The sequence below is a fragment of the Deltaproteobacteria bacterium HGW-Deltaproteobacteria-6 genome, assembly GCA_002840435.1.
Lineage (GTDB): Bacteria > Desulfobacterota > Syntrophia > Syntrophales > Smithellaceae > UBA8904.
Genome location: PHAT01000008.1, coordinates 83,011 through 104,095, shown reverse-complemented (window position 1 = coordinate 104,095; position 21,085 = coordinate 83,011). Strand labels below are relative to the sequence as shown.

Below are 21,085 nucleotides of genomic sequence, written 5' to 3'. Positions count from 1 at the left end.
CAATCCAAATAAATCAAACGGCCGGTTAAGAAATCGCCAGCATTTTATCCAGCGCCTTTTGGGCGGCCAGGCTCACATCCCCCGGCACCTTGATTACCGGCTGCATCGTGGTGAGCGATTTTTCGATGTCATCCAGCGAAATTTTTTTCATGTCGGCGCAGAAAAGAGCGGGGGAGGCGGGAATAAAGGTTTTCTCCGGATGGCGCTTTTGCAACTGGGCCAAAATGCCTGCTTCCGTTCCAATGATCATTTCCTTTGCTTTCGAGTCGCGGGCGAACTGGAGAATCGCCGCGGTGGAACCTGTAAAATCAGCCAGCGCCAGCACTTCGGGACGGCATTCCGGGTGCGCGGCAAAAGGCGCCAATGGATATTCCCGCTTGCGTGCCGCGACATCCTGAACGGTCAGCGCCTGGTGAACAGGGCAACAGCCTTCCCACGCGATGATGCTTTTGCCGGTGAGGGATGCAATATGACGCGCCAGGTTGCCGTCGGGCAGCATGACCACTTTTTTTGAAGGCGGCAGCGACTTGATAATTTTGAGCGCGTTGCCTGATGTACAGCAGATATCGCTTGCGGCTTTAACTTCCGCGGTGGAATTGATGTAGGTTACGAAAACGGCGTCCGGTTCCTGCTGCCTCATTTTTCTTACCGCGTCGGCAGTGGCCATATCGGCCAGAGGACAGCCCGCATCCAGCCTGGGCAGCAGCACGGTTTTTTGAGGCGACAGAATCGCCGCGCTTTGAGCCATAAAATGTACGCCCGCAAAGACAATCACGCGGGCGTCTGCGCGTGCCGCAGCCTGGGCAAGCGCCAGCGAATCACCAAGAACATCAGCTATTTCCTGGATTTCAGGCCTGGCGTAGTAGTGAACCAGCAAAATGCCCTGCTTTTCGGCCAGCATTTTACGGATTTTATTCTGTTGCGGGGTCATGAAATGTGTATCCTTATATAATCTTTTCTCTTCACTAGCGCAAATATCCGGATAGTTCAAGGGGAACAAAAAAAGACTGAAGGCTGAAGACTGAAGGTTTATTTTGTGAGCCTTCGGCTTTTTATCTTAATAATATCAGTTTTCGGTCTTTCGTCTTTTGTCCTTCCTCCTTCCTCCTTCAGTCTTCAGTCTTCAGTCTTTTTTCTGATTGACAACCCTCCCGTCTTTGATAAAGTGACGCCCCTGTGAGGGAGACAACGAAATGATTGCGGTGGAAAAGGCGCTTAAAACTATTCTGACCGGTTGCCGCCCGCTGGGATTGGAAAAAGTTGATATTCTGAACGCCCGCGGCCGGGTGATCGGGGAGGATATTGATGCGCCGCACAATATTCCCTCCGCCGCCAACTCCGCGAAGGACGGCTATGCCGTGCGGGCAGGCGACACGAAAGGTGTGAAAGCCGGGAAACCCCTGAAACTCAAGGTGATTGAAACCATTTACGCGGGCGCAGTTCCCCGTAAAACCGTTAAAAGCGGGCAGGCTGCGCGCATTATGACCGGCGCGCTGATTCCCCGGGGTGCTGATGCGGTGGTTCGCAGAGAAGATGCGATCGAGTCGGCGGAGACGGTGTTGATTAAAATTGCCGCCTCTCCGGGGCTGGAAGTCCGTTTCCCCGGCGAGGATGTCAAGAAGGATGAACGGGTCATCGCGGCGGGAAGCGTTTTGCGCCCGGGGCATATCGGCATGCTGGCGGCGCTGGGAAAGTCATTTGTCAGTGTTTACCAGAAGCCGCGTGTGGCGATCCTTTCCACCGGCGACGAACTGGTCGATATTGAGATCGATCCGCCGTCCGGTAAAATTGTCAACTCCAACAGCTACGCGCTTGCCGCGCAGATTCTTGATTGCGGCGGCATTCCGATCATGCTGGGCATCGGCCGCGATCAGAAAGAAGAGCTTGTTGAAAAATTTCAGATAGCGCGAAAGGCTGACGTGATTCTTTCCTCCGGCGGTGTTTCGGTTGGAGATTATGATTTTGTCAAAGACGTGATGGGCGATATCGGCAACGCCATGCATTTCTGGCAGGTCGCCATGCGTCCCGGTAAACCGCTGGCTTACGGCGCAATTGACGGTGTTCCGCTTTTCGGTCTGCCCGGCAATCCGGTTTCCGTGATGGTTTCTTTTGAGCAGTTTGTCCGTCCCTTTCTGCTGAAAATGCAGGGGCATGCCCGGATTTTCCGTCAGACGTTCGCAGCTGAAAGCGCCCAGGATATTAAAAAAAGCGCTGGCATCAAACATTTCATCCGCGCCGTTGTTCAAAAAGAAAAAGGCCGTTACATTGCCCGTATCACGGGCAGACAGGGCTCCGGTATTTTGAAATCCATGGTGGCCGCCAATGCTTTTATTGTTCTTGATGAAAATGTTTTCGCCGTGAAAAAAGGTGAAAAAGTCGTTCTGCAGTTGCTTGATGATACGCTGATCCAAACGGATGTTTCCCGCTTCGATTAGGCGTTAATGGCAGGAGGTTAAGAGATTAAATTTTATGATTCGAGAAAGGAAGTTTATGCGTAAGCTGATTGTTTGTGTTTTTGTTTTACTGATGGCTTTGCCCGCCTGGGCGGCCCAGCCTCAGACTGAAGACCAGAAAACCCTTTATGCCCTGGGTGTTCATATGGCACGGCAGATGGCCATGTTCAACCTGTCCGCCGAGGAGGTCGAATATGTCAAAGAGGGCATGACGGATGTCGCCGCCGGTAAAAAATTAATTGCCGAACCGGAAGCCTATGGACAGAAGCTCAACGTGCTGGCTCAATCAAGGATGATGGCCACCGCGCAAAAACAAAGAGAACTGTCCAAACCATATCTGGAAAAAGCGGCTGCCGGGAAAGGCGCGCAAAAAACCGCAACCGGCCTGATCTATCAGGAAATCAAGGCAGGCACCGGTGCTTCTCCCAAAGCAGCGGATACGGTGAAAGTTCACTATGCCGGCACGCTGATTGATGGTAAGGAGTTCGACAGTTCCATCAGGCGCGGTCAGCCCATGGAATTTCCGCTGGGGCAGGTTATTCCCTGCTGGACCGAAGGCGTGGGCAGGATGAAAGTCGGGGGCAAGGCTAAACTGACATGCCCTGCCGATCTCGCTTACGGCGACCAGGGCAGGCCGCCCATTATCCCCGGCGGTGCGACGCTGATTTTTGAAGTCGAACTGCTGGACATAAAAGCACCTGAGGCGGCTGTGACCAAAACGCCCGCAGCCCCCAAGGCAGGCAAAAAGAAATAGTCCCGGGGCTGATGAACGGGGCCGGTCATCATTTTAATTTTTTTATGATCAGGTCTTCCCGGATAGATTGAACTCATTATCTCAGGGCAAAGAGCAATATAAATAAAAAGAGAAAAGAAAGGAATGATATGCGTAAAGTAATGATTGTCGTTTTGATAGCCCTTATGGCTGTTTGGGGTTGTTCACCGGAAGCGCCGAAAACAGAAGATCAGAAGGCCTTTTATGCGCTGGGTGTTCATCTCAACAAGCAACTGTCCGTTTTTGATCTGTCGCCCGAAGAGTTGAAGTTTGTCCAGCAGGGTATGTCCGATGCGTCCACCGGTAAGAAGCTGGTGGCGGAGCCGGAAACCAACATGCAGAAACTGGGTGAATTGGCTCAGGCTCGCCTGGCGAAAGCTACTGAAAAACAAAAAGCACAGGCCAAGCCGTTTTTAGAAAAAGCTGCTGCCGAAAAAGGTGCGCAAAAAACCGCTTCCGGTCTGATCTACAAGGAAATCAAGGCAGGCACGGGCGCTCAGCCTAAAGTTACGGACATCGTCAAAGTGCACTACGTGGGCACGCTGATGGACGGCAAGGAATTTGACAGCTCCATCAAACGCGGCCAGCCGGTGGAATTGCCGCTTAGTCAGGTTTTCCCCTGCTGGACGGAAGGTGTCAGCATGATGAAAGTGGGCGGCAAGGCTAAACTGGTTTGTCCGTCGGAAACCGCTTACGGCGACAGGGGACGTCCGCCTGTTATTCCCGGCGGCGCGACATTGATCTTTGAAGTGGAACTGCTGGATACCAAAGCGGCCACGGCGGCCGCCGTTCCTTCCATGCCGAAACCAAACGCCAGGAAATAATTTTACAGGAACCATTTATTCTTTACCATCTCTTGAGGGGCGGGTCGTAAACCCGCCCCTTGCTGTATTCGACCGGTTGGCCGCCCTGCCCGCAGTGATGATGCTCCGGATGTTGGGGATCCCTTTCCCTTTCTCCCACGGCCTCTTCTGCGTTGCGCCATTATGCTTTCAGAACTGCCTGATTAGTGAGCCTGAACAAGTATCCTGTTAATTTTAACAGATACGCGTTTTAAAAGTTAAGATCGATGATGTTCTTTCTTCGAAAAAATGCTAAGAAGAGCACAAATATTTTTTGCGCTTTTATCGATCAGTCTTGGCATAATGTGAAAGCGCTGGACGACTCTCTTATAAGATGAATACGATTCTATCTCTCTTATCGTTTCTCGCCGCGGCAATCTTTCTGTATTTCGGCACTCATGTTTTGCTGCTGAACGCCAGGGCGCGGGAAAATCGTTTCTTCTTTGGCCTGTGCCTTTGTTTTACCATCTGGTCTTTCGGATATACCTTTGTTTTTATCGCGCCGACGGAAGAAGCCCGCTGGTTCTGGTACAAGGTAGGGGCTCCCGGCTGGTGCCTTTTCCCCCCGCTGCTATTATGCTTTATTCTGAGCGTTACGAAGCGCAATCTTCAATTCAGCGGCGTAAAAAAATTATTTTTAGCGGCGCTTTTTATCCCCGGCTTTATCTTTTGTTATTACGTGCTAACCGATATTCTGCTCATAACCGGTTTTAAAGATACGCCATTGGGGATATGCGAAGTCGTCGTGCCGCACGGGTTTCTCTATGGGGCCTATGTTGTTTATATGTTCAGTGTTATGCTGGTCGGGCCGGTTCTTTTTGTGCACTGGAGAATCAGGACGAAAATCAGGAAAGAAAGAAAGCAGGCACTGATTATTTTTGCCACATGGGTTCCGACGATGATTTTCGGTCTGGCCGTCAATATTATCCTTCCCAGCATCGGCATTGCAACTCCCGCCGTAGCCTATCTGGGAATTATCATCTGGATCGGAGGCATCTGGCTGGCGATTACCCGCTACCGGTTGATGAGCTTTACCGCCGCTATTGCCGCGGAGAACATCATTGCCAACATTACCGATATAGTTGTTCTGGCCGATACGGATGGATTAATCATTGAGGTCAATAACAGCGCCTCGGCTCTGATTTGTACGGAGGGGCAAAACATTATCGGCCGGCATTATTCCACGCTGTTTGCCGAGGAGCATTTTCTCAAGGAAAGTTATGATCAGGCACAGGACCTGTCGGTTCTGCATCAGAGTGGAGACTTTCATCTTAAGAACCGTTCAGGTGACGTCATTCCTGTTTCCCTGACGCTCGGCGTCGTGAACGACAAAAGGGGTGAGATGGTAGGGCTGGCTTTAATTGTTCATGATTTGAGGCAGGAGAAGCAGCTCAAAAAAGATATTGAAGAAAGAAAAAAAGCAGAAGATGCGCTCCGCAAGAGCGAGGAGAAATACAGAGATATCCTGGTCACCATGGATGACGGATACTTCGAGACGGATCTGTCGGGTTGCCTTCGATTCTTTAATCCTTCCGTTGCCAAAATACTCGATTACACGGAAGAAGAACTTCTCGGCATGAATTATCAGAAATTTACCAGTCCTGTTCATGTCTCCAAGGTTTTTGAAACTTTCCATCGAATCTTTCTGACCGGTGAACCGGCAAGGTTTGACTGGCAATTCGTCAAGAGGGACGGTGAAATAGCCTATATCGAGGCTTTCATTAACCCGTTGAAAGACGTGAAGGGAATGGTCATCGGATTCAGAGGGGTGGGCAGGGATGTAACGGAACGGCTGAAGAATGAAGAGGAATTGCGGCAGGCGAAAGCCACGGCAGAAGAGGCGACCCGGGCTAAAAGCCAGTTTCTTGCCAACATGAGTCATGAGATCAGAACGCCCCTGAACGGCGTCATCGGCATGACCGAAATCGCACTGGATCTGAATACTGATGAAGCCCTTCACCGCATATTGAGCACGATCAACCGGGAGGCTGAATCGCTTCTGGACGTGATTAATGATATTCTCGATTTTTCCAAAATTGAAGCCGGCAGAATGGGGATCGAGTCCATCCCCTTTGATCTTCAAACCACATTCGATAATGTGGCAGACGGTTTTTCCGTGCGTGCCGCCCAGAAGGGACTTGAACTCATCGCTTTTCTCAACACCGATGTGCCGTCCCTGCTCATGGGAGATCCGGGCCGCCTCAGGCAAATTCTCGTCAATCTGATTGGCAATGCCGTCAAGTTTACCCCGGCGGGCGAGGTCTATTTGAAGGGCGAATTGCTTGAGGACTGGGGGGATGACGTCCTGATCCGTTTTTCCGTCAAGGATACGGGGATCGGCATTCCCAAGGACAAGCAGGACAGCATTTTTGAGAGTTTTACCCAGGCGGATGGATCAACAACGCGGAAATTCGGCGGAACGGGATTGGGAACGACCATTTCCCGCATGCTGGTGGAAATGATGGGAGGAAAAATCAGCCTGGAAAGCGAAGAAGGGCAGGGCGCAACTTTCCGGTTTGATCTTGTTTTCAGAAAACAGCCCCTGCCGGATGAACCGCAGTCCAAACGCCAGATTCTTTTTCAGGAACTGAACATATTGATTGTCGATGACAATCCCAATAACCGTTTTATTCTCCGGGAATATCTGAACCCCTGGGAGTGTCATATCGCCGAGGCCGCAACGGCCGCTGAAGCCCTGATGGTCCTTGACGCGTCGCATCAGCGCGGGGAAACTTTCGATCTTATTCTTTCGGATTATCTGATGCCGGAGACGGACGGATTTGAACTGGTCAGACGGATCCGCTCCCGGGAGGAATTCAAAAAGATTCCCTGCATCATTCTGACGTCAGCCGGAAGCAGAGGCGACGGGAAAAGCTGCCGGGATCTCGGCATTCAGGGATACCTGACCAAACCCATCCGGAGAGATGAACTTTACCATGCCATCGAAGATGTTTTAAGCGGCCCGGATGGTGCTTCCGGCAAAGCGGGAAAACTGGTGACGCAGCACACGATCAAAGAAAAACACAAGGGCCATGTTGTTATTCTTCTGGCGGAAGATTATCCGACAAACCAGCAGATTGCGATGAGTCATTTGAAGAATGCCGGTTATTATGTCGATCTGGCGGAAAACGGCGAACAGGCCGTCCAGGCCTTTACGGGGAAGTCCTATGATCTGATCCTGATGGATGTTCAAATGCCCGTGATGGACGGCTATGAAGCAACGATGGAGATACGGCGGCTGGAGGCGGACATGCAGGAAGCGAAGCGTATTCCGATTATCGCCATGACCGCTCATGTGATAAGGGAGCATATCGACAAATGCATGGAATCGGGAATGGATGCGTACCTGTCCAAACCGGTCAGAAGATCGGATCTGCTGGCCGTCGTTGACAAGTGGACATCCCGAACCTCCGTCATCAAGGGCGATCAGCCGGATCCTCCCGTGATTGAACAGAACAAAGATTGTGAAGAAAAAGCCGTCATGGATTATGATGCGACACTTCTTGAGTTCGGCAACGACAGGGATTTTCTGCAGGAAGTCATGGATGGATTTGCACAGAATGTTGAAAAGCAGCTGATTCTTATCCGGCAGGCTATCATTGATGGAGATGCTGCTCCGGCCGGCAGGGAATCGCACTCCATCAAAGGGGGGGCAGGAAATCTCAAAGCCCGTGAATTGGCAAAAGTTGCCGCCCTGATGGAAAAATTCGGTAAAACAGGAAACCTCCAGGGCTTGCGGGACACCCTGCCTGCAATGGAAGAAGCTTTCGAACGCCTCAGGCATTTCATGGCAACCGCCAGGAATGGATGCCTGTAAAAAAGATACGGTAAGCAGCAGGGTTATATCGTGATTCTACACTATATCTGATTGGAGCGGCAAATGAAGATATTGATAGCGGATGATGAACTCGTCAGCCGGAAGCTCATGGAACGGATCATGACCGGTTATGGCGAATGCGCAGCTGTGGAAAGTGGAAAAGCAGCCATCGAGGCATTTAAAACCGCATGGGAGAATCAGAAGCCTTTTGACCTGATTACCCTTGATATTTCCATGCCCGATATGAGCGGGCTGGACGTCCTTTTTCAAATCCGGGCCATGGAGAAACAAAAAGAAGTGCCGGCGGACAAGAGGACGATTATTATCATGGTGACGGCTTCGGCGGACAAAGATACGATCGTTACGGCCATTCAGACCGGATGTAACGATTATATCGCCAAACCCTTCGATCGCGACACCCTGGCAAAAAAGCTGATCAAGGTGGGGCTGATCAGTCCGTCGGAAACGAGTTCTGCAAAAGGCGGGATGAGCCCCGTTACAAAAGATGCAAAAACAAACGGGGGGCCTGCGGCAAATTCCGCGCATCCGGAAGGAAAGGTCCTTCTGAATGCCGTCAAGGATGTCATCGAAGCGTTCAAAAAAGGTAAAATCGAACTGCCCGCATTTCCCGCCCTCATCCAGAAGATTCAGGAGGTTCTCCGACTGCCCGATGTCACCCTCGAAGATATCGCCGCGTGCATCGAACAGGATCAGATTGTGACGCTGCGGCTCTTAAGTATGGCCAATTCTGTTCATTATGGAGGACAGGGCAAGGTCAAATCCATTGTTCAGGCCTTGACCCTCGTCGGCATAAAAGATACCAAAGGCATTGTATCCACCATCGCCATGAAATCGCTCTATAAGGCGGATAGCGCGCCGGTGAAAGCCGTTATGGATAAACTTTTTCATCATGCCATTGCAACGGCGTATGTGGCGCGGGCCATTGTTAAAAAACATAATGGCGAAGACGAAGACACGATATTTCTTCTGGGGTTGACCCATGATATCGGCAAGGTGCTGCTGCTGCATGCCATGACCTTGAATCTTGCCATGAAGGGCAAATCTCCGGAGTTCAAACTGGATGACATCATGGCAGTGATTCAGACGGTTCATGCCGGTTTCGGCGGCGCCGTCTTCCAGCGCTGGGGATTTGAAGAAAGCCTGATTAAAGCCGTTAGCACCCATGAAGCCCCGGAGATTTCCGCCGATTCGCGGAATATGGTTATTATTCTTTATCTCGCAAACATGTTGACACGCCGGATAGGCTTCAGCATGTTCGAAGAGCAACCCCCGGATTTAAGCGATGTCCTGCAACTTCTGTCGTTGAGTGAAGCGGATATCGACACCCTGCTTGCTGAAGTACAGGAAAAGGTGCAGGCAACCGTCAGCTCCATCTGAACGCTTGCTGGATGTGGTCTTGGCTCAAAACAAGGTGGTGTTGGAAATGAATACCTGCGGGGGAAACAGAGACGTCGCAACTCCGGACATGGCCTTTCCGGATAAATAATCCCGGTAATGAAACCTTATGGCTTGTTGTTAATGTTTTTTATCCGGTTGTCCCAGGACGGATGTTGATCCCAGAAACCGCCGCCGTCTTTGGTGGCGGCTTGCATGGATTGAAGAATTTCGATTTGCCGATCAAGAGAAATATTAAAGCAGCGGATAAGCGTTTCGGACGCCAGCTTGTCGGCTTCATACTCCTGGACCTTGCTGTAATTATTGGTGACAGCCGGATTGACGGCGTAATTGAGCAAACCGATTCCCGGAATAAAAGCACCGGCAACAATGAACGCTCCGGTTGTCGCAAGGCTGACCGCTTGTTTATTCTGGATGTGCTTCAATTTTATGTGAGAAAGTTCATGGGCGAGGACAAAGGTAATCGTGTCATTGTCAAACTGGAAAAGGCCTTCAGTGATAATAATGTTATCTTCTTCATTGACCCACGCGTTAGGTTTCTTGCCCGGATTAAGGCCCAGACGGAGGGTTTCCCCGTCTTTTTTTATGTCCATGCAGGCAACGGCGCTGGTGTAATTGGAAAGAATATCCGGTGTGCGTTCCTGAACGTGTTGCGGAATCACATAGGGCTTAATCTGCTGACCGGCGCAGGAGGCTGAAATCAAAATGGCAAAAATAAGGACAAATCTTTTCATAACTTCATTATCGCACACTTGTGATATTTGTCAAAGACTACCACGGATTCTCAACAATGCGGGCGATCGTGAACCGTGCAAACCCTTCCCTGCCGCAACGGCTTAATTCAGTTGTCTTATCGTCCATATTAGTAGGCATTACCTACTACTCTGCTTACAATTAATCAGTATTGTCATTACCGGTGCTATTCGATATTCCATTATAAAAACAAACAAAATTGAACAAGGAGGACACATCATGAATCAACAGGATTCGGAACAGGAATGGCATCAGTTGAAAGGCCGCATCAACAATTTTGTGGGCCGGTTTCTTCAAGATGATGTTCCGGCCATAGAACACAAGTCCAATGTCGTGGCCCTCCTGCAGGCGCCGCCGGAATACGTGAACATGGCCAAGATGGAAATGACGAACGATTTGTAAGAAATAATATCCTGAAGGGAGGGTAAACATAATGATTGGAGAAAAAGTCAGGCAGGCCATGAATGATCAGATCAAGCATGAATTGGTGTCCTACTATGTTTATTTATCAATGGTTGCTTATTTTCATTCCCAGAATCTGGACGGCATGGCGCACTGGATGCGTTGTCAGGCGCATGAAGAAATGATCCATGCCATGAAATTTTTTGATCACATTCTTGACCGGGGCGGGCAGGTGACCCTGCTGGATATCAAGCAGATCAAAACATCATGGAAGAATCCACTGGAAGCCTGGCAGAACGCCTATGAACATGAGAAATTTATTACGGGGAAGATCATCAATCTGACCAAAATATCCCGTGAGGAAAATGATTATACTTCGGAGCCCCTGCTCTCCTGGTTTTTAAACGAACAGATTGAAGAAGAAAAAAACACGGATAAAGTTTGTCGGGATCTGATCAGAGTGGAAGACTCCAAGGAAGGCATCCTGATGGTGGATCGGGAACTCGCGGCACGCGTCTTTCCGGCGGGATCGCCGCTTAATCCTGCGGCTTACAATGTTGTTGCGTGAAAATTAGATACGGCTGAAACGATCCGGATTCCTCCGCTGACACACGCGCATGAGCGATCCGGCGAAGACGAGTGAGAAATAGGACGCCTGGTTTAAAAACCACATAAGAAAAAAAAGGAGGACATGATTATGTTTGCACCGAAGAAAATTTTAGTACCGACGGATTTTTCTGTTTATGCGGATAACGCAATGAAACAGGCGATCGACATTGCTTTGCAGAATAAAGCCAAGATTTATCTCCTGCATGTGATCGATGATGGATTTCAGCAATGTGCCGTTGATTATTGTCTGAATGAAGGGGATGTGCGGAAAATTCTTGAAGACAGCATCAAAAATGCCAAGGAAAAACTCCAGCAGGAAGCTAAAAAAGTTATGGACGGAGACTCCGGCATCGAAATTATTTACGATACGAAAAGAGGCATCCCTTATGAAGAGATCCTCAAAGAACAGGAAGAAAAAGGCATTGATTTAATCGTCATTGCATCCCACGGAAAGACGGGCATTTTGAGCAATTTAATGGGCGGTGTTGTCGATAAAGTCATGAAGAAAGCCAAATGCCCCGTGTTGCTGGTGAGAAGCTGATCTTTGTGAAATTTAAAACGGCGGCCGGAGGGGCGCTTTTACCGGATAATGACGAAGCTCCGATCGGGCATCTTGATAAAAGCATCCCTGACCGTTCCAATCTTGAGAAGCAATCATCAATAAAAAAGGAGATGGAAATGAAAAAAATCACAATGTTCCTGGTTGTAGTCGGGGTGCTGGTGTTGGGAATCAGCGCCGTCATGGGGATGCATCATGCCGTTAAAATTCAAAAAAAGGATGGAATTGGAAAGTATCTTACGGATACGGAAGGTCATGCCCTGTATATGTTTAAAAAGGATTCAGCAGGAAAGAGCGCCTGCGCCGGTCCTTGTCTGGAAAAATGGCCCGTCTATTACCGGGAAGCGGTTGCCGCTCCCCAGGGAACAGAGGCGGCGGATTTTGGAACGATTACCAGAGGAGACGGCCTGAAGCAGACAACCTTCAGAGGCTACCCGCTCTATTACTGGGTTAATGACAAGAATCCCGGCGAAACCAACGGCCAGGGGGTGAACAATATATGGTTTGTTATCAATCCGGATAACTTCCCGGTTAAATAGCATCGATGAAGGACAGGGAACCGCTGTTAAGAATAATGCCATAAGGAGAAAGATCATGAATAACACCAAACCGGTTCTTGATGTCAGCTGGTTGAATAGAAATTGCAGCAAGACCATGCCGTATGGACTTTCCCTGGCTCCAAATCATAAAGCTGCACTTTCGGTTTTTAACATCATGGATACCACATGGCCCAATGGCTGGAATGCCACGCTGAAGAAGAAATCGGTTTTCGCCCGGCCGCTTTTGCTTGCTGCCGTTGTAATGGCCCTGATTCTCCTGATTTATGGCTTTGCCTCCGCCCATTGCGATACTTTGGACGGACCTGTTATTCAGGATGCGAGGAAAGCCCTGGCGGCCAAAGATGTCACGCCGGTGCTCAAGTGGGTGAAACAAAAAGATGAGAAAGCCGTTCGTACGGCCTTTGCCAGGGCCGAGCGCGCCCAGGGCAAGAAAAACGCCGACCAGGCGGAGCATCATTTTTTTGCGACCCTCGTCAAGATTCATCGGGACGGAGAAGGAGCGCCTTTTACCGGATTGAAACCGGCAGGTGACGTTTTGCCCGTCATTACGCAAGCAGATAGATCCCTGGCAGGCGGCTCTGCTGATGCCCTGGTCAAAATGGTCACGGACAATGTTGCAGCCGGTATTCAAAATCGTTTCGAGCGTGCGGCAGCGACTTACCGGCATAAGGATGACAGTGTCGAGCAGGGCAGGGAGTTTGTCGCAGCGTATGTTGAATATACACATTATGTGGAGCGGATCTATCTTGACGCAGCCGGCAAAGATCCGCATGACAAACATCATAAAGGGGCTAAAAATCCTGCTGCCAAGCATGATATGAAGAAAGGGCACATGCATTAGGTAAAAGACAGCATGGAGACCTTTGCCCGCGCAGAAAATACAGTCGATTAGCATGTTCACCGTTATCATCAGTTAAAGGAGATTGCTCCATGAAACGCAAAGCTTCAGCAGTATGGATGGGCGGAATAAAGGATGGCCGCGGATCTTTGACCACGGACAGCGGTGTCTTATCCGGGACACAATACTCATTTGTCAGCCGTTTTGAAAACGGCATCGGGACTAATCCGGAAGAACTGATTGCCGCGGCGCACGCCGGCTGCTTCTCCATGGCCCTGTCCGGACAACTGGGCGCGGCGGGGCTGACCGCCGATACCATCCGGACAACGGCAACCGTCACCATCGAAAAACAGGGCGACGGCTTTTCCATTACCGCTGTCCATCTTGACGTCAAGGCAAAAATACCCGGAGCATCCGGTGATGCCTTTAACGCAGCGGCAAAAAAAGCCAAAGAGGGATGTCCGGTATCAAAAGTACTGAATGCCAGCATTACGATGGATACCGTTTTGGAGCCCTGAGACCATAACGGTCCCGTTCAGGAGCGAACCATTCGAAAGAAATGCGGTTGCTGATGATGCCCGGTGCGGTATAATAATTGCCTGAAGGTGAGATGCGGGATGAAAAAGAAAGATTATCTCCGGTTGATATTGATACTGGCCGTCTTTTTCCTGGCGCTGGGCGGCTGGCTGCTTCATCTGAGAATCCATCCGGTTGCCGAAAACGCGCAGTATTGGATACCGGCCATAGCCGGATTGATCAGTGTGTTTATCATTCCCGTTCTATTTATCTTCCGCTCAACAATTCCTTTCGCCTACCTTCTCAACGGCATGACCGTCATCGTCGGCACCATTGCCATGACGCGTTTTTCCATTGAACATCCGCCGCAGGTTTGGACGTTCGGGACAATCCTGCTGGGAACGCTGTTTGCCGACATTGTGATTCTCTGGGGGAAATTTGCACTGGGCAAAGCCCTTTTTGAAATGGACGCCGTGATGAAACAACCCGATGGTGCGAGGCGAACCGGCAGATTTTTCCGTTTTCCGAACATGGGATTCTGGTTTGTGCACATGGTGACGTTAACCGCCGTTTACCTCATCGGTGTCTACTTCTGGAAATAAAAGGAGGATATCATGATGCAGTATTTCATGTTGTTCAAGCCGGGCTGGTGGGTATTGCATGGGCTGGCCATTATGCTGCTCCTCCTGATCGGCCATCTGTAAACCGTTTCGCTTTGCGGGCGTTTTTGTAAAGGCAACGCCTGAAACACGCGGTTGGGGAGTGATGGGTATTCTGCATGGAGCCGGTGAAGGGGCAGCATCAAAAAAAGAAGCCGTTATGGTTCCGATAAAAAAATCAACCCGCATCAAAATTCGGGCAGCCGTTGTGTGCAAACAGGACGGTCCGCTCAAAATCGAAACGCTGGAAATGGAAGGTCCGCAGGATTCGGAGGCATTAATCAGGATCGTGGCCTGCGGTGTATGTCATACGGATATCAGCATGGTGCACCACTGGGAGGCATCCGACGGACCGCTGGTGCTGGGTCATGAAGGGGCGGGCGTCGTCGAATTAACCGGAAGCAAAGTCAAGGCTGTGCGGCCCGGTGATCATGTCATTTTGTCTTATCAATCCTGCGGAACATGTCATCCATGCAAAAGCGGGAGACCGAATAAATGCCGTCGTTTTTATGAGCTGAATTTCGGTTTTCACAGAGCGGACGGGAGTAATGCCCTGGAGGCAAGCGGTGTGCGTGGCCACTTTCTGGGCCAGTCCTCCTTTGCTTCCCATGTCCTGGCAACGGAGCGCAACATGGTCAAGGTTTCCCGGAAACTGCCGTTGAAAGTTCTTGCACCGCTGGGCTGCGGAATGCAAACGGGGGCGGGTACGGTGATGAACATGCTGCATGTTCGCAGGGGTGAAAGCGTCGCCGTTTTCGGCACGGGTGCCGTCGGCCTTGCGGCCGTCATGGCGGCCCGTGTTGCGGGCGCCTGTCCGATCATCGGTGTGGATATTTCGCCATACAGGTTGAACGTCGCGCTTGCGCTGGGGGCGACGCATATCATCAACAGCCGTAAGATGAATGCGGCATCGGCCATAAGAGAAATTGCCGCAAACGGCGTGAATTACGTGCTGGAAACCACCGGCAACGACCAGATGCTTCATCTCACACCGGAGATTGCCGGAAAAAAAGGCACCATTGCCTTCTTCACCGGCAATGATACACCTGATTTTCTGCCCCGGGGGATGAAAGCCGTGCATGTTGTGGAAGGGGATTCCGTCCCGCAGATTTTCATTCCCCGGCTGATAAAATTATATCACTCGGGCCGATTTCCCTTTGATCGGCTTTTGAAGTTTTATGATTTTAAAGATATCAACCGGGCCATGAAAGATTCTTTGAGCGGCAAGACGATTAAACCCGTTCTACTCATGGAGAGATGATCTCACGGCCTTTGCGTCCGGAAGCCGGCATCTTACCTGCTTTCCGAACAGGAACGCGCCCCGGATCCTATTTCCCATCATGCTGAGTTTCCCAATTTTGCTTTGCGGCTGTTTGTCCAAACGGGATGATAGGCTTGACCTGCCAATCTGCTTACACTTTATCATCATTGTGTTCAGCCTCACGACGGCATAATTTACCATAGGGTTTCCGGAAAGAAGAAGCCAGCGGTTAACGTCGTCACCTCAATCAAAATGGCTAAAGGAATATCTTACATGCCGGGAAAATGATATGAAAAATGCAATGGAAGGAGAACAAGCTGAGCTTTCCGGTGACGGGAAAGATCCGGTTGCGGCAGGAGGCTACAAGACGGCCTCAGGCATCACCATCGATTTCCATTCTGCCGAATTCAATTTTCAAGACGACCTGAGCGATCTTAACGGAAACTGTCGAACCTTCCAGACGCTCGACGGTGTTGTAACCGCCGACATGCTTCATCAGATGAAGATCCGGCATTGCGGCGGCAATGCGGCTCTATCGTCCGACAAATCCGTTCTCCCGAACCATGCCGGACGGGGAAACGAAGCGGATGAATCCACAAATTTGCCGTCCGTGTCCGTGGCGCAATTTACGCTTTTTCAGGAGACCCGTTGTCTGCATGGACGCTCCCGCAAAAGCGGCTGCGGGCAATGTCTTGCGGTTTGTCCGCAGAAAGCCATCCAGTCCGCCGGAGGGAGAATATCCTTTAACCACGATATTTGCCGGGGTTGCGGCAGCTGCGCTCTGGTTTGTCCGACGGACGCCATTCAGCTGGTTTACCCCTCCCAAGCAGAGCGGCTGGATGCTTTAAGGCGCCTGCTGACCGGCCATGCCCCTGTCACAACACTGATCATTTCGGATGATGAAGACGACCGGTATGCAACATTCCCGATGGATGAATGCAGCCCCGATCATAAAATCATGGTAATGGATCATATCAGCCATGTCGGCGCGGAAATGCTGCTGGCCGCTCTGATATACGGGGCAGGCAATGTGGTTGTCGTCTGTGATCCGGAAAATACTCCGGCCGTGATTGACGCGGTCCGGTGGCAGACCCGGCTGGGCCGGGCCATCCTGCGCGGATTGGGAGCGCCCGAGGACAGAATTCGTTTTACCGTTCCACCCGACAACCATCAGTCTGAAAAAGAAATTTTTGTGGTACCGGACTGTGCAATGCCAGCGGATGAGCCTTTTCCATTGCCGGATGAGTTTTCTCATCAACCTGATAAACGAACACTGCTCAGAATGGCGGTACAGCGGCTCCATGACCGGTTCAACGCGCAGCAGCCCTCACTGCCCCTTCCGGATGGCTCTCCTTTCGGGACGATCGTGGTCGATTCGACCTGCACCTTATGCATGGCCTGCGTTGATGCCTGTCCTTCCAAAGCCCTGCTTGCGGCAGGCAGCGTGCCGAAACTCGAATTGATTGAATCCCGCTGCCACCAGTGCCGTTTGTGTGAGGACATATGCCCCGAAAAATCCATTCGTTTGCAGCCTCGTATGCTCTGTGATCCGGACAGGCTGGAAACCGCCGTGGCGCTCCATGAATCTCAAACGGCCCGGTGTATTGCATGCGGTATTCCTTTTGCCTCCCAGGCCATGATCAACCGCATCCAAAACAACCTTGCCGGCCATTGGATGTTCGGAAACGAACGGCAATTAAGCCGCCTGCAAATGTGCCGCACCTGCCGGACGCGGGATGCACTGCTTTCTGAGGATATGAAAACATGGAATCAATTTCCGGTACGATAAAAAAGAACCATCCGTGGTCCTGGATCAACTCCTATGCAGCCCTGCGCTCTGACGGCTATGCCCTGCTGGCATCTCTTCTGCAAGGCCCTCCGTCCGAAGTGATGATGGAGATCCTGATGACTTTATACTGGGATGCAGGGCTTCCGGAGAAGCTGGAAAATGCGTTTGCCGCGCTGAAGCTGGCAGGTCAGGCCTTTCAGCCGGCCGCCGTTCAAAAAGAATACAACCGGCTTTTCATCGGTCTCGGTTGCGGCCGGATCATCCCCTATGAGTCCTGGTATACGGAAAAAAAGATTCAGTCGGCGCCGCTGGCCGCTCTGCGCGCCGATCTGATGCACATTGGTATTGTAAGACAGGCGGACTGGCATGACTCGGAAGATCATGCGGGTGCGCTCTGTGAAATCATGGCCATCATTACCCGGAAACAAAGCGGCATCGATTATGTCGAACAGACGGCATTCTTTAACCGGCATATCACGCCGTGGATGATGCATTTATTTAGCGATATCGAGGAAGCCGCAAACGGCGCTTTTTACCGGTCCGCAGGCCGATTCGGCGGATCATTTCTGGAAACCGAAAGCGTCTTTCTGCCTGATGCGGCAAAAAACCATAATTTTACCGGGGAAGGAGAATAGTGCGATGGAAATCAAAGTCTCAAGCGGCCGGCGGACATTCCTTAAGCGAGCGGTGTTGCTGGGCGGATCCGCCCTCTTCGCGGGGGTTAGCAAAAAAATTGTGTCCGATCCTGCCACTCCCGACAAAGAGCCGAAGCCTGCGGATCAGGGTTACCGGCTGACGGCTCATATCAAAAAATATTATGAAACGGCGGGTCAATAAACAACGATCGATAAGAGACTGGAGGAATGACACTCATGAAATCATCCAATAAAAAACGGTTCGAGCGGGTTTCCTCCGAACCTGCATCTCCCGATGGCATCAACCGGAGGACTTTTTTGATCCGGGGCGGGGTGGCGCTGGGAAGCGGCGCCTTGATCAGCCTGCTGCCGCTGGCCTGTATGAGGCAGGCAACCGACGAGGAAAAGAGAAATTTCCCGAAGCCCGATGAGCAGACCCAGTACCGGCGCACCATCTGCACCCACTGTTCCGTCGGCTGCGGCATTATCGCCGAAGTTCAAAACGGCGTCTGGACCGGCCAGGAGCCGGACTACGAGTCGCCTTTAAATCTCGGAGCACACTGCGCCAAGGGTGCAGCCGCCAGAGGCCACGGCTTCGGCCACAAGCGCATCAAATATCCCATGAAGCTGGTCAATGGCGTCTGGACCCGTCTGTCCTGGGAGCAGGCGATCAATGAAATCGGCGACAAACTTTTGAAAATCAGGCGGGAATCGGGGCCGGATGCCTTATTCTTCTGCGGATCGTCCAAAGCGAGCAATGAAGGCGCTTACCTGCAGGGGAAATTCGCCGCTTTCTGGGGCACCAACAACGTCGATAACCAGGCGCGCATCTGTCATTCCACGACTGTGGACGGTGTGGCCAATACCTGGGGATACGGCGCGATGACCAATTCCTATAACGATATGAGAAACAGCAAGGCCATGCTGTTTCTGGGGAGCAATGCCGCTGAAGCGCACCCCGTTGCTATGCAGCATGTCCTGCGCGCCAAGGAAGCAGGGGCGAAGATGATTGTGGTCGATCCGCGCTTTACCCGCACGGCCGCCCATGCCGACATTTACGCCCGCATCCGGTCGGGCACGGACATTCCCTTCATCTACGGCCTGCTGTGGCACGTGTTCAAGAACGGCTGGGAAGACAAGGAGTTTATCGCCCAGCGGGTTTATGCCATGGATGACATCCGCAAAGAAGTGCAGAAATGGCCGCCCCAGGAAGTGGAGAATGTCACCGGGATACCGGAAAAGCAGGTATTCGAGATCGCCCAAACGATGGCGCAGAACCGGCCCGGCACCATTGTCTGGTGCATGGGCATAACCCAGCACCATATGGGGAGCCATACGGTCCGTCTCTTCAGCATCTTCCAGCTGGCCCTGGGTAACATCGGCATGTCGGGCGGCGGCGCCAATATTTTCCGCGGCCACGACAACGTGCAGGGCGCAACGGATGTCGGGCCGAACTGCCATACGCTGTCCTGCTATTACGGCCTGGCCGAAGGTTCCTGGCAGCATTGGGCCAGAGTCTGGGGCGTTGATTACGAATGGATCAAATCCCGTTTTGACATGACCAGACAGTATGACGCCGGCGGCGGCAAAATGGCTTATACCATGAACATCCCCGGCATTCCGGTTTCGCGGTGGATCGACGGGGTGATGGAGGCCAAGGATAATCTCTCGCAAAAAGACAACCTTCGCGCCGTTATCTTTCAGGGGCATGCCGCGAACAGCCAGACACGCGGCGTGGAAATGAAAAAGGCGTTGGAGAAACTGGATATGGTCGTGATCTCGGATCCGTACCCGACGCATATGTCGGTTATGAGCGATCGTAAAAACGACACCTATCTGCTCCCGACCTCCACACAGTATGAGAGCGCAGGCTCTGCAACGGCGTCCAACCGGTCGCTGCAGTGGCGTGACAGGATCATTGAGCCGCTTTACGAATCCCTGCCGGACCATGTTATTCTTTACAAACTGGCCAGGAAACTGGGCTTTGCCGATCAGATGTTTAAAAACATCAAGGTCGTAAACGATGAACCAGTCATTGAAGATGTTTTGAGGGAAATTAACCGCGGTGCCTGGACGATCGGCTATACGGGCCAGAGCCCGGAGCGCCTCAAGATGCATGCCAAATACCGGGGAACTTTCAATACCCTGACTCTGAAAGCCGATGCGGGCCCCTGCAAGGGCGACTATTACGGACTGCCCTGGCCCTGCTGGGGCAAACCCGAAATGAAGCATCCGGGCACACCCATCCTGTATGATCCGAGCAAGCCCGTGGCCGAGGGCGGCTCTGTTTTCCGGGCCGCCTGGGGAACGGACTATAATGGCCAGAACCTGCTCGCCAGCGGCGCGTATGCAAAAGGATCGGACATCAAAGACGGCTACCCGGAATTTACCGCGGATATCCTCAAAAAACTGGGCTGGTGGAATGATCTGACCGAAGCCGAAAAGAAGGAAGCGGAAGGCAAAAACTGGAAGACGGATCTCTCCGGCGGCATTCAGCGGGTAGCGATTAAACACGGCTGCGTGCCTTTCGGCAACGGTCGGGCCCGCTGCAACGTATGGACCTATCCTGATCCTATTCCCGTCCACCGGGAGCCGCTGTATACCCCGCGCTTCGACCTGGCCAAAAAATATCCGACGTATGCCGATCGCAAAGCGTTCTTTCGGCTGCCCACGCGCTACGCATCGATTCAGTCGGTCAACCACAGCATCAAATATCCACTGATTTTCACCAGCGGCCGGCTGACGGAATTTGAAGGCGGCGGCGAGGAACAGCGTTCGGAGCCCTGGCTGGCCAAGCTTCAGCCGGAGATGTTTGCGGAAATCAATCCGAAAGACGCAGCCGATGCCCATATCACGAATTGGCAGTATATCTGGCTTGAAGGCGCCGAAGGCGGCCGGATCAAAGTGCGGGCCATGATTACAAAGCGGGTCGGCCCCGGAACCGTCTGGACGCCCTTCCATTTCGGTGGCTGGTTTCAGGGGAAAGATCTTTATGACCGCTACCCGGAAGGTCTGGCGCCCTATGTCCGCGGTGAATCCTGCAATACCGCCACCACCTATGGATACGATTCCGTCACACAGATGCAGGAAACCAAGGCAACGCTTTGCCGCATTACACCGGCATAGGCCCGGGGAGCGAGATGAATGCCCGGCGAAATTATTTTCTGCGGAAAATAATTTCCGCTTATGAAAAGGAGACGAACC

At 51.8% G+C, this 21,085-nt stretch carries 20 protein-coding genes; 17 read left to right on the top strand and 3 right to left on the bottom strand.

Annotation, left to right across the window (positions count from 1 at the left end; genetic code table 11):
* Positions 1 to 25: 25 nt before the first annotated feature.
* A complete protein-coding gene (locus tag CVU71_16655; protein PKN17401.1) occupies positions 26 to 931 on the bottom strand; it encodes a quinolinate synthase in 906 nt (301 codons plus the stop codon).
* A gap of 262 nt (positions 932 to 1,193) precedes the next feature.
* Between CVU71_16655 and CVU71_16650 the strand changes: the two genes are divergently transcribed.
* The 5 genes from CVU71_16650 to CVU71_16630 all read left to right on the top strand — a co-directional run bounded on the left by CVU71_16650 (position 1,194) and on the right by CVU71_16630 (position 9,282).
* Positions 1,194 to 2,435 (top strand): hypothetical protein, encoded by a 1,242-nt coding sequence (locus tag CVU71_16650; GenBank protein ID PKN17400.1) that lies wholly within the window; start codon positions 1,194 to 1,196, stop codon positions 2,433 to 2,435.
* 55 nt (positions 2,436 to 2,490) lie between these two features.
* Positions 2,491 to 3,207 (top strand): peptidylprolyl isomerase, encoded by a 717-nt coding sequence (locus CVU71_16645; protein ID PKN17399.1) that lies wholly within the window; start codon positions 2,491 to 2,493, stop codon positions 3,205 to 3,207.
* A gap of 128 nt (positions 3,208 to 3,335) precedes the next feature.
* Complete coding sequence (locus CVU71_16640) at positions 3,336 to 4,049, top strand: peptidylprolyl isomerase (GenBank protein PKN17398.1); 714 nt, start codon at positions 3,336 to 3,338, stop codon at positions 4,047 to 4,049.
* 352 nt (positions 4,050 to 4,401) lie between these two features.
* Positions 4,402 to 7,884, top strand: a complete 3,483-nt coding sequence (locus tag CVU71_16635) for a hypothetical protein (protein PKN17397.1) — start codon at positions 4,402 to 4,404, stop codon at positions 7,882 to 7,884.
* 63 nt (positions 7,885 to 7,947) lie between these two features.
* Positions 7,948 to 9,282, top strand: coding sequence for a hypothetical protein (locus tag CVU71_16630; protein PKN17396.1), 1,335 nt, complete (start codon positions 7,948 to 7,950; stop codon positions 9,280 to 9,282).
* A gap of 125 nt (positions 9,283 to 9,407) precedes the next feature.
* Here CVU71_16630 and CVU71_16625 read toward each other — a convergent pair whose 3' ends face one another.
* Positions 9,408 to 10,034: a hypothetical protein gene (locus CVU71_16625; GenBank protein PKN17395.1), complete on the bottom strand. Its 627-nt coding sequence runs from the start codon at positions 10,032 to 10,034 to the stop codon at positions 9,408 to 9,410.
* Positions 10,035 to 10,272: 238 nt separating this feature from the next.
* Here CVU71_16625 and CVU71_16620 point away from each other — a divergent pair, with 238 nt between their 5' ends.
* The 8 genes from CVU71_16620 to CVU71_16585 all read left to right on the top strand — a co-directional run bounded on the left by CVU71_16620 (position 10,273) and on the right by CVU71_16585 (position 15,457).
* Positions 10,273 to 10,455, top strand: a complete 183-nt coding sequence (locus CVU71_16620; GenBank protein ID PKN17394.1) for a hypothetical protein — start codon at positions 10,273 to 10,275, stop codon at positions 10,453 to 10,455.
* A gap of 31 nt (positions 10,456 to 10,486) precedes the next feature.
* Positions 10,487 to 11,023, top strand: coding sequence for a ferritin (locus CVU71_16615; protein ID PKN17393.1), 537 nt, complete (start codon positions 10,487 to 10,489; stop codon positions 11,021 to 11,023).
* Between the two features lie 123 nt (positions 11,024 to 11,146).
* Positions 11,147 to 11,605 carry a universal stress protein gene (locus CVU71_16610; protein PKN17392.1) on the top strand — a complete coding sequence of 153 codons (459 nt, stop codon included), beginning with the start codon at positions 11,147 to 11,149 and terminating at the stop codon, positions 11,603 to 11,605.
* Positions 11,606 to 11,742: 137 nt separating this feature from the next.
* Positions 11,743 to 12,162, top strand: coding sequence for a hypothetical protein (locus CVU71_16605; GenBank protein ID PKN17432.1), 420 nt, complete (start codon positions 11,743 to 11,745; stop codon positions 12,160 to 12,162).
* A 262-nt stretch (positions 12,163 to 12,424) separates the two neighbouring features.
* Positions 12,425 to 13,024 carry a hypothetical protein gene (locus CVU71_16600; protein PKN17431.1) on the top strand — a complete coding sequence of 200 codons (600 nt, stop codon included), beginning with the start codon at positions 12,425 to 12,427 and terminating at the stop codon, positions 13,022 to 13,024.
* 89 nt (positions 13,025 to 13,113) lie between these two features.
* Positions 13,114 to 13,539 (top strand): OsmC family peroxiredoxin, encoded by a 426-nt coding sequence (locus tag CVU71_16595; GenBank protein PKN17391.1) that lies wholly within the window; start codon positions 13,114 to 13,116, stop codon positions 13,537 to 13,539.
* 99 nt (positions 13,540 to 13,638) lie between these two features.
* A complete protein-coding gene (locus CVU71_16590; protein PKN17390.1) occupies positions 13,639 to 14,139 on the top strand; it encodes a hypothetical protein in 501 nt (166 codons plus the stop codon).
* Positions 14,140 to 14,356: 217 nt separating this feature from the next.
* On the top strand, positions 14,357 to 15,457 hold the full coding sequence (locus tag CVU71_16585) for an alcohol dehydrogenase (protein PKN17430.1): 1,101 nt from the start codon (positions 14,357 to 14,359) through the stop codon (positions 15,455 to 15,457).
* On the opposite strand, the gene CVU71_16580 is transcribed toward CVU71_16585, so the two are convergent.
* Entirely contained in the window at positions 15,440 to 15,658 is a 219-nt protein-coding gene (locus CVU71_16580; protein PKN17389.1) for a hypothetical protein, read from the bottom strand. The two genes, CVU71_16585 and CVU71_16580, sit on opposite strands and share 18 nt — an antisense overlap.
* An 88-nt stretch (positions 15,659 to 15,746) precedes the next feature.
* On the opposite strand from CVU71_16580, the gene CVU71_16575 reads away from it, so the two are divergent.
* From CVU71_16575 to CVU71_16560, 4 genes are read left to right on the top strand one after another with little or no spacing between them, the layout of a single operon-like run.
* A complete protein-coding gene (locus CVU71_16575; GenBank protein PKN17388.1) occupies positions 15,747 to 17,246 on the top strand; it encodes a hypothetical protein in 1,500 nt (499 codons plus the stop codon).
* A complete protein-coding gene (locus tag CVU71_16570) occupies positions 17,222 to 17,881 on the top strand; it encodes a hypothetical protein (GenBank protein PKN17387.1) in 660 nt (219 codons plus the stop codon). Before CVU71_16575 ends, CVU71_16570 begins: the two co-directional genes overlap by 25 nt.
* A gap of 4 nt (positions 17,882 to 17,885) precedes the next feature.
* Positions 17,886 to 18,083, top strand: coding sequence for a formate dehydrogenase (locus CVU71_16565; protein PKN17386.1), 198 nt, complete (start codon positions 17,886 to 17,888; stop codon positions 18,081 to 18,083).
* A 35-nt stretch (positions 18,084 to 18,118) separates the two neighbouring features.
* On the top strand, positions 18,119 to 21,007 hold the full coding sequence (locus tag CVU71_16560) for a formate dehydrogenase (GenBank protein PKN17385.1): 2,889 nt from the start codon (positions 18,119 to 18,121) through the stop codon (positions 21,005 to 21,007).
* Positions 21,008 to 21,085 lie beyond the last annotated feature (78 nt).

Coding starts and splice junctions, on each gene's coding strand:
- CVU71_16575 (PKN17388.1), top strand. CDS start 15,747: ATGAAAAATGCAATGGAAGGAGAACAAGCTGAGCTTTCCGGTGACGGG.
- CVU71_16570 (PKN17387.1), top strand. CDS start 17,222: ATGGAATCAATTTCCGGTACGATAAAAAAGAACCATCCGTGGTCCTGG.
- CVU71_16565 (PKN17386.1), top strand. CDS start 17,886: ATGGAAATCAAAGTCTCAAGCGGCCGGCGGACATTCCTTAAGCGAGCG.
- CVU71_16580 (PKN17389.1), bottom strand. CDS start 15,658: ATGGTAAATTATGCCGTCGTGAGGCTGAACACAATGATGATAAAGTGT.
- CVU71_16620 (PKN17394.1), top strand. CDS start 10,273: ATGAATCAACAGGATTCGGAACAGGAATGGCATCAGTTGAAAGGCCGC.
- CVU71_16560 (PKN17385.1), top strand. CDS start 18,119: ATGAAATCATCCAATAAAAAACGGTTCGAGCGGGTTTCCTCCGAACCT.
- CVU71_16610 (PKN17392.1), top strand. CDS start 11,147: ATGATTATGTTTGCACCGAAGAAAATTTTAGTACCGACGGATTTTTCT.
- CVU71_16635 (PKN17397.1), top strand. CDS start 4,402: ATGAATACGATTCTATCTCTCTTATCGTTTCTCGCCGCGGCAATCTTT.
- CVU71_16615 (PKN17393.1), top strand. CDS start 10,487: ATGATTGGAGAAAAAGTCAGGCAGGCCATGAATGATCAGATCAAGCAT.
- CVU71_16630 (PKN17396.1), top strand. CDS start 7,948: ATGAAGATATTGATAGCGGATGATGAACTCGTCAGCCGGAAGCTCATG.
- CVU71_16595 (PKN17391.1), top strand. CDS start 13,114: ATGAAACGCAAAGCTTCAGCAGTATGGATGGGCGGAATAAAGGATGGC.
- CVU71_16640 (PKN17398.1), top strand. CDS start 3,336: ATGCGTAAAGTAATGATTGTCGTTTTGATAGCCCTTATGGCTGTTTGG.
- CVU71_16605 (PKN17432.1), top strand. CDS start 11,743: ATGAAAAAAATCACAATGTTCCTGGTTGTAGTCGGGGTGCTGGTGTTG.
- CVU71_16600 (PKN17431.1), top strand. CDS start 12,425: ATGGCCCTGATTCTCCTGATTTATGGCTTTGCCTCCGCCCATTGCGAT.
- CVU71_16585 (PKN17430.1), top strand. CDS start 14,357: ATGGTTCCGATAAAAAAATCAACCCGCATCAAAATTCGGGCAGCCGTT.
- CVU71_16590 (PKN17390.1), top strand. CDS start 13,639: ATGAAAAAGAAAGATTATCTCCGGTTGATATTGATACTGGCCGTCTTT.
- CVU71_16655 (PKN17401.1), bottom strand. CDS start 931: ATGACCCCGCAACAGAATAAAATCCGTAAAATGCTGGCCGAAAAGCAG.
- CVU71_16645 (PKN17399.1), top strand. CDS start 2,491: ATGCGTAAGCTGATTGTTTGTGTTTTTGTTTTACTGATGGCTTTGCCC.
- CVU71_16650 (PKN17400.1), top strand. CDS start 1,194: ATGATTGCGGTGGAAAAGGCGCTTAAAACTATTCTGACCGGTTGCCGC.
- CVU71_16625 (PKN17395.1), bottom strand. CDS start 10,034: ATGAAAAGATTTGTCCTTATTTTTGCCATTTTGATTTCAGCCTCCTGC.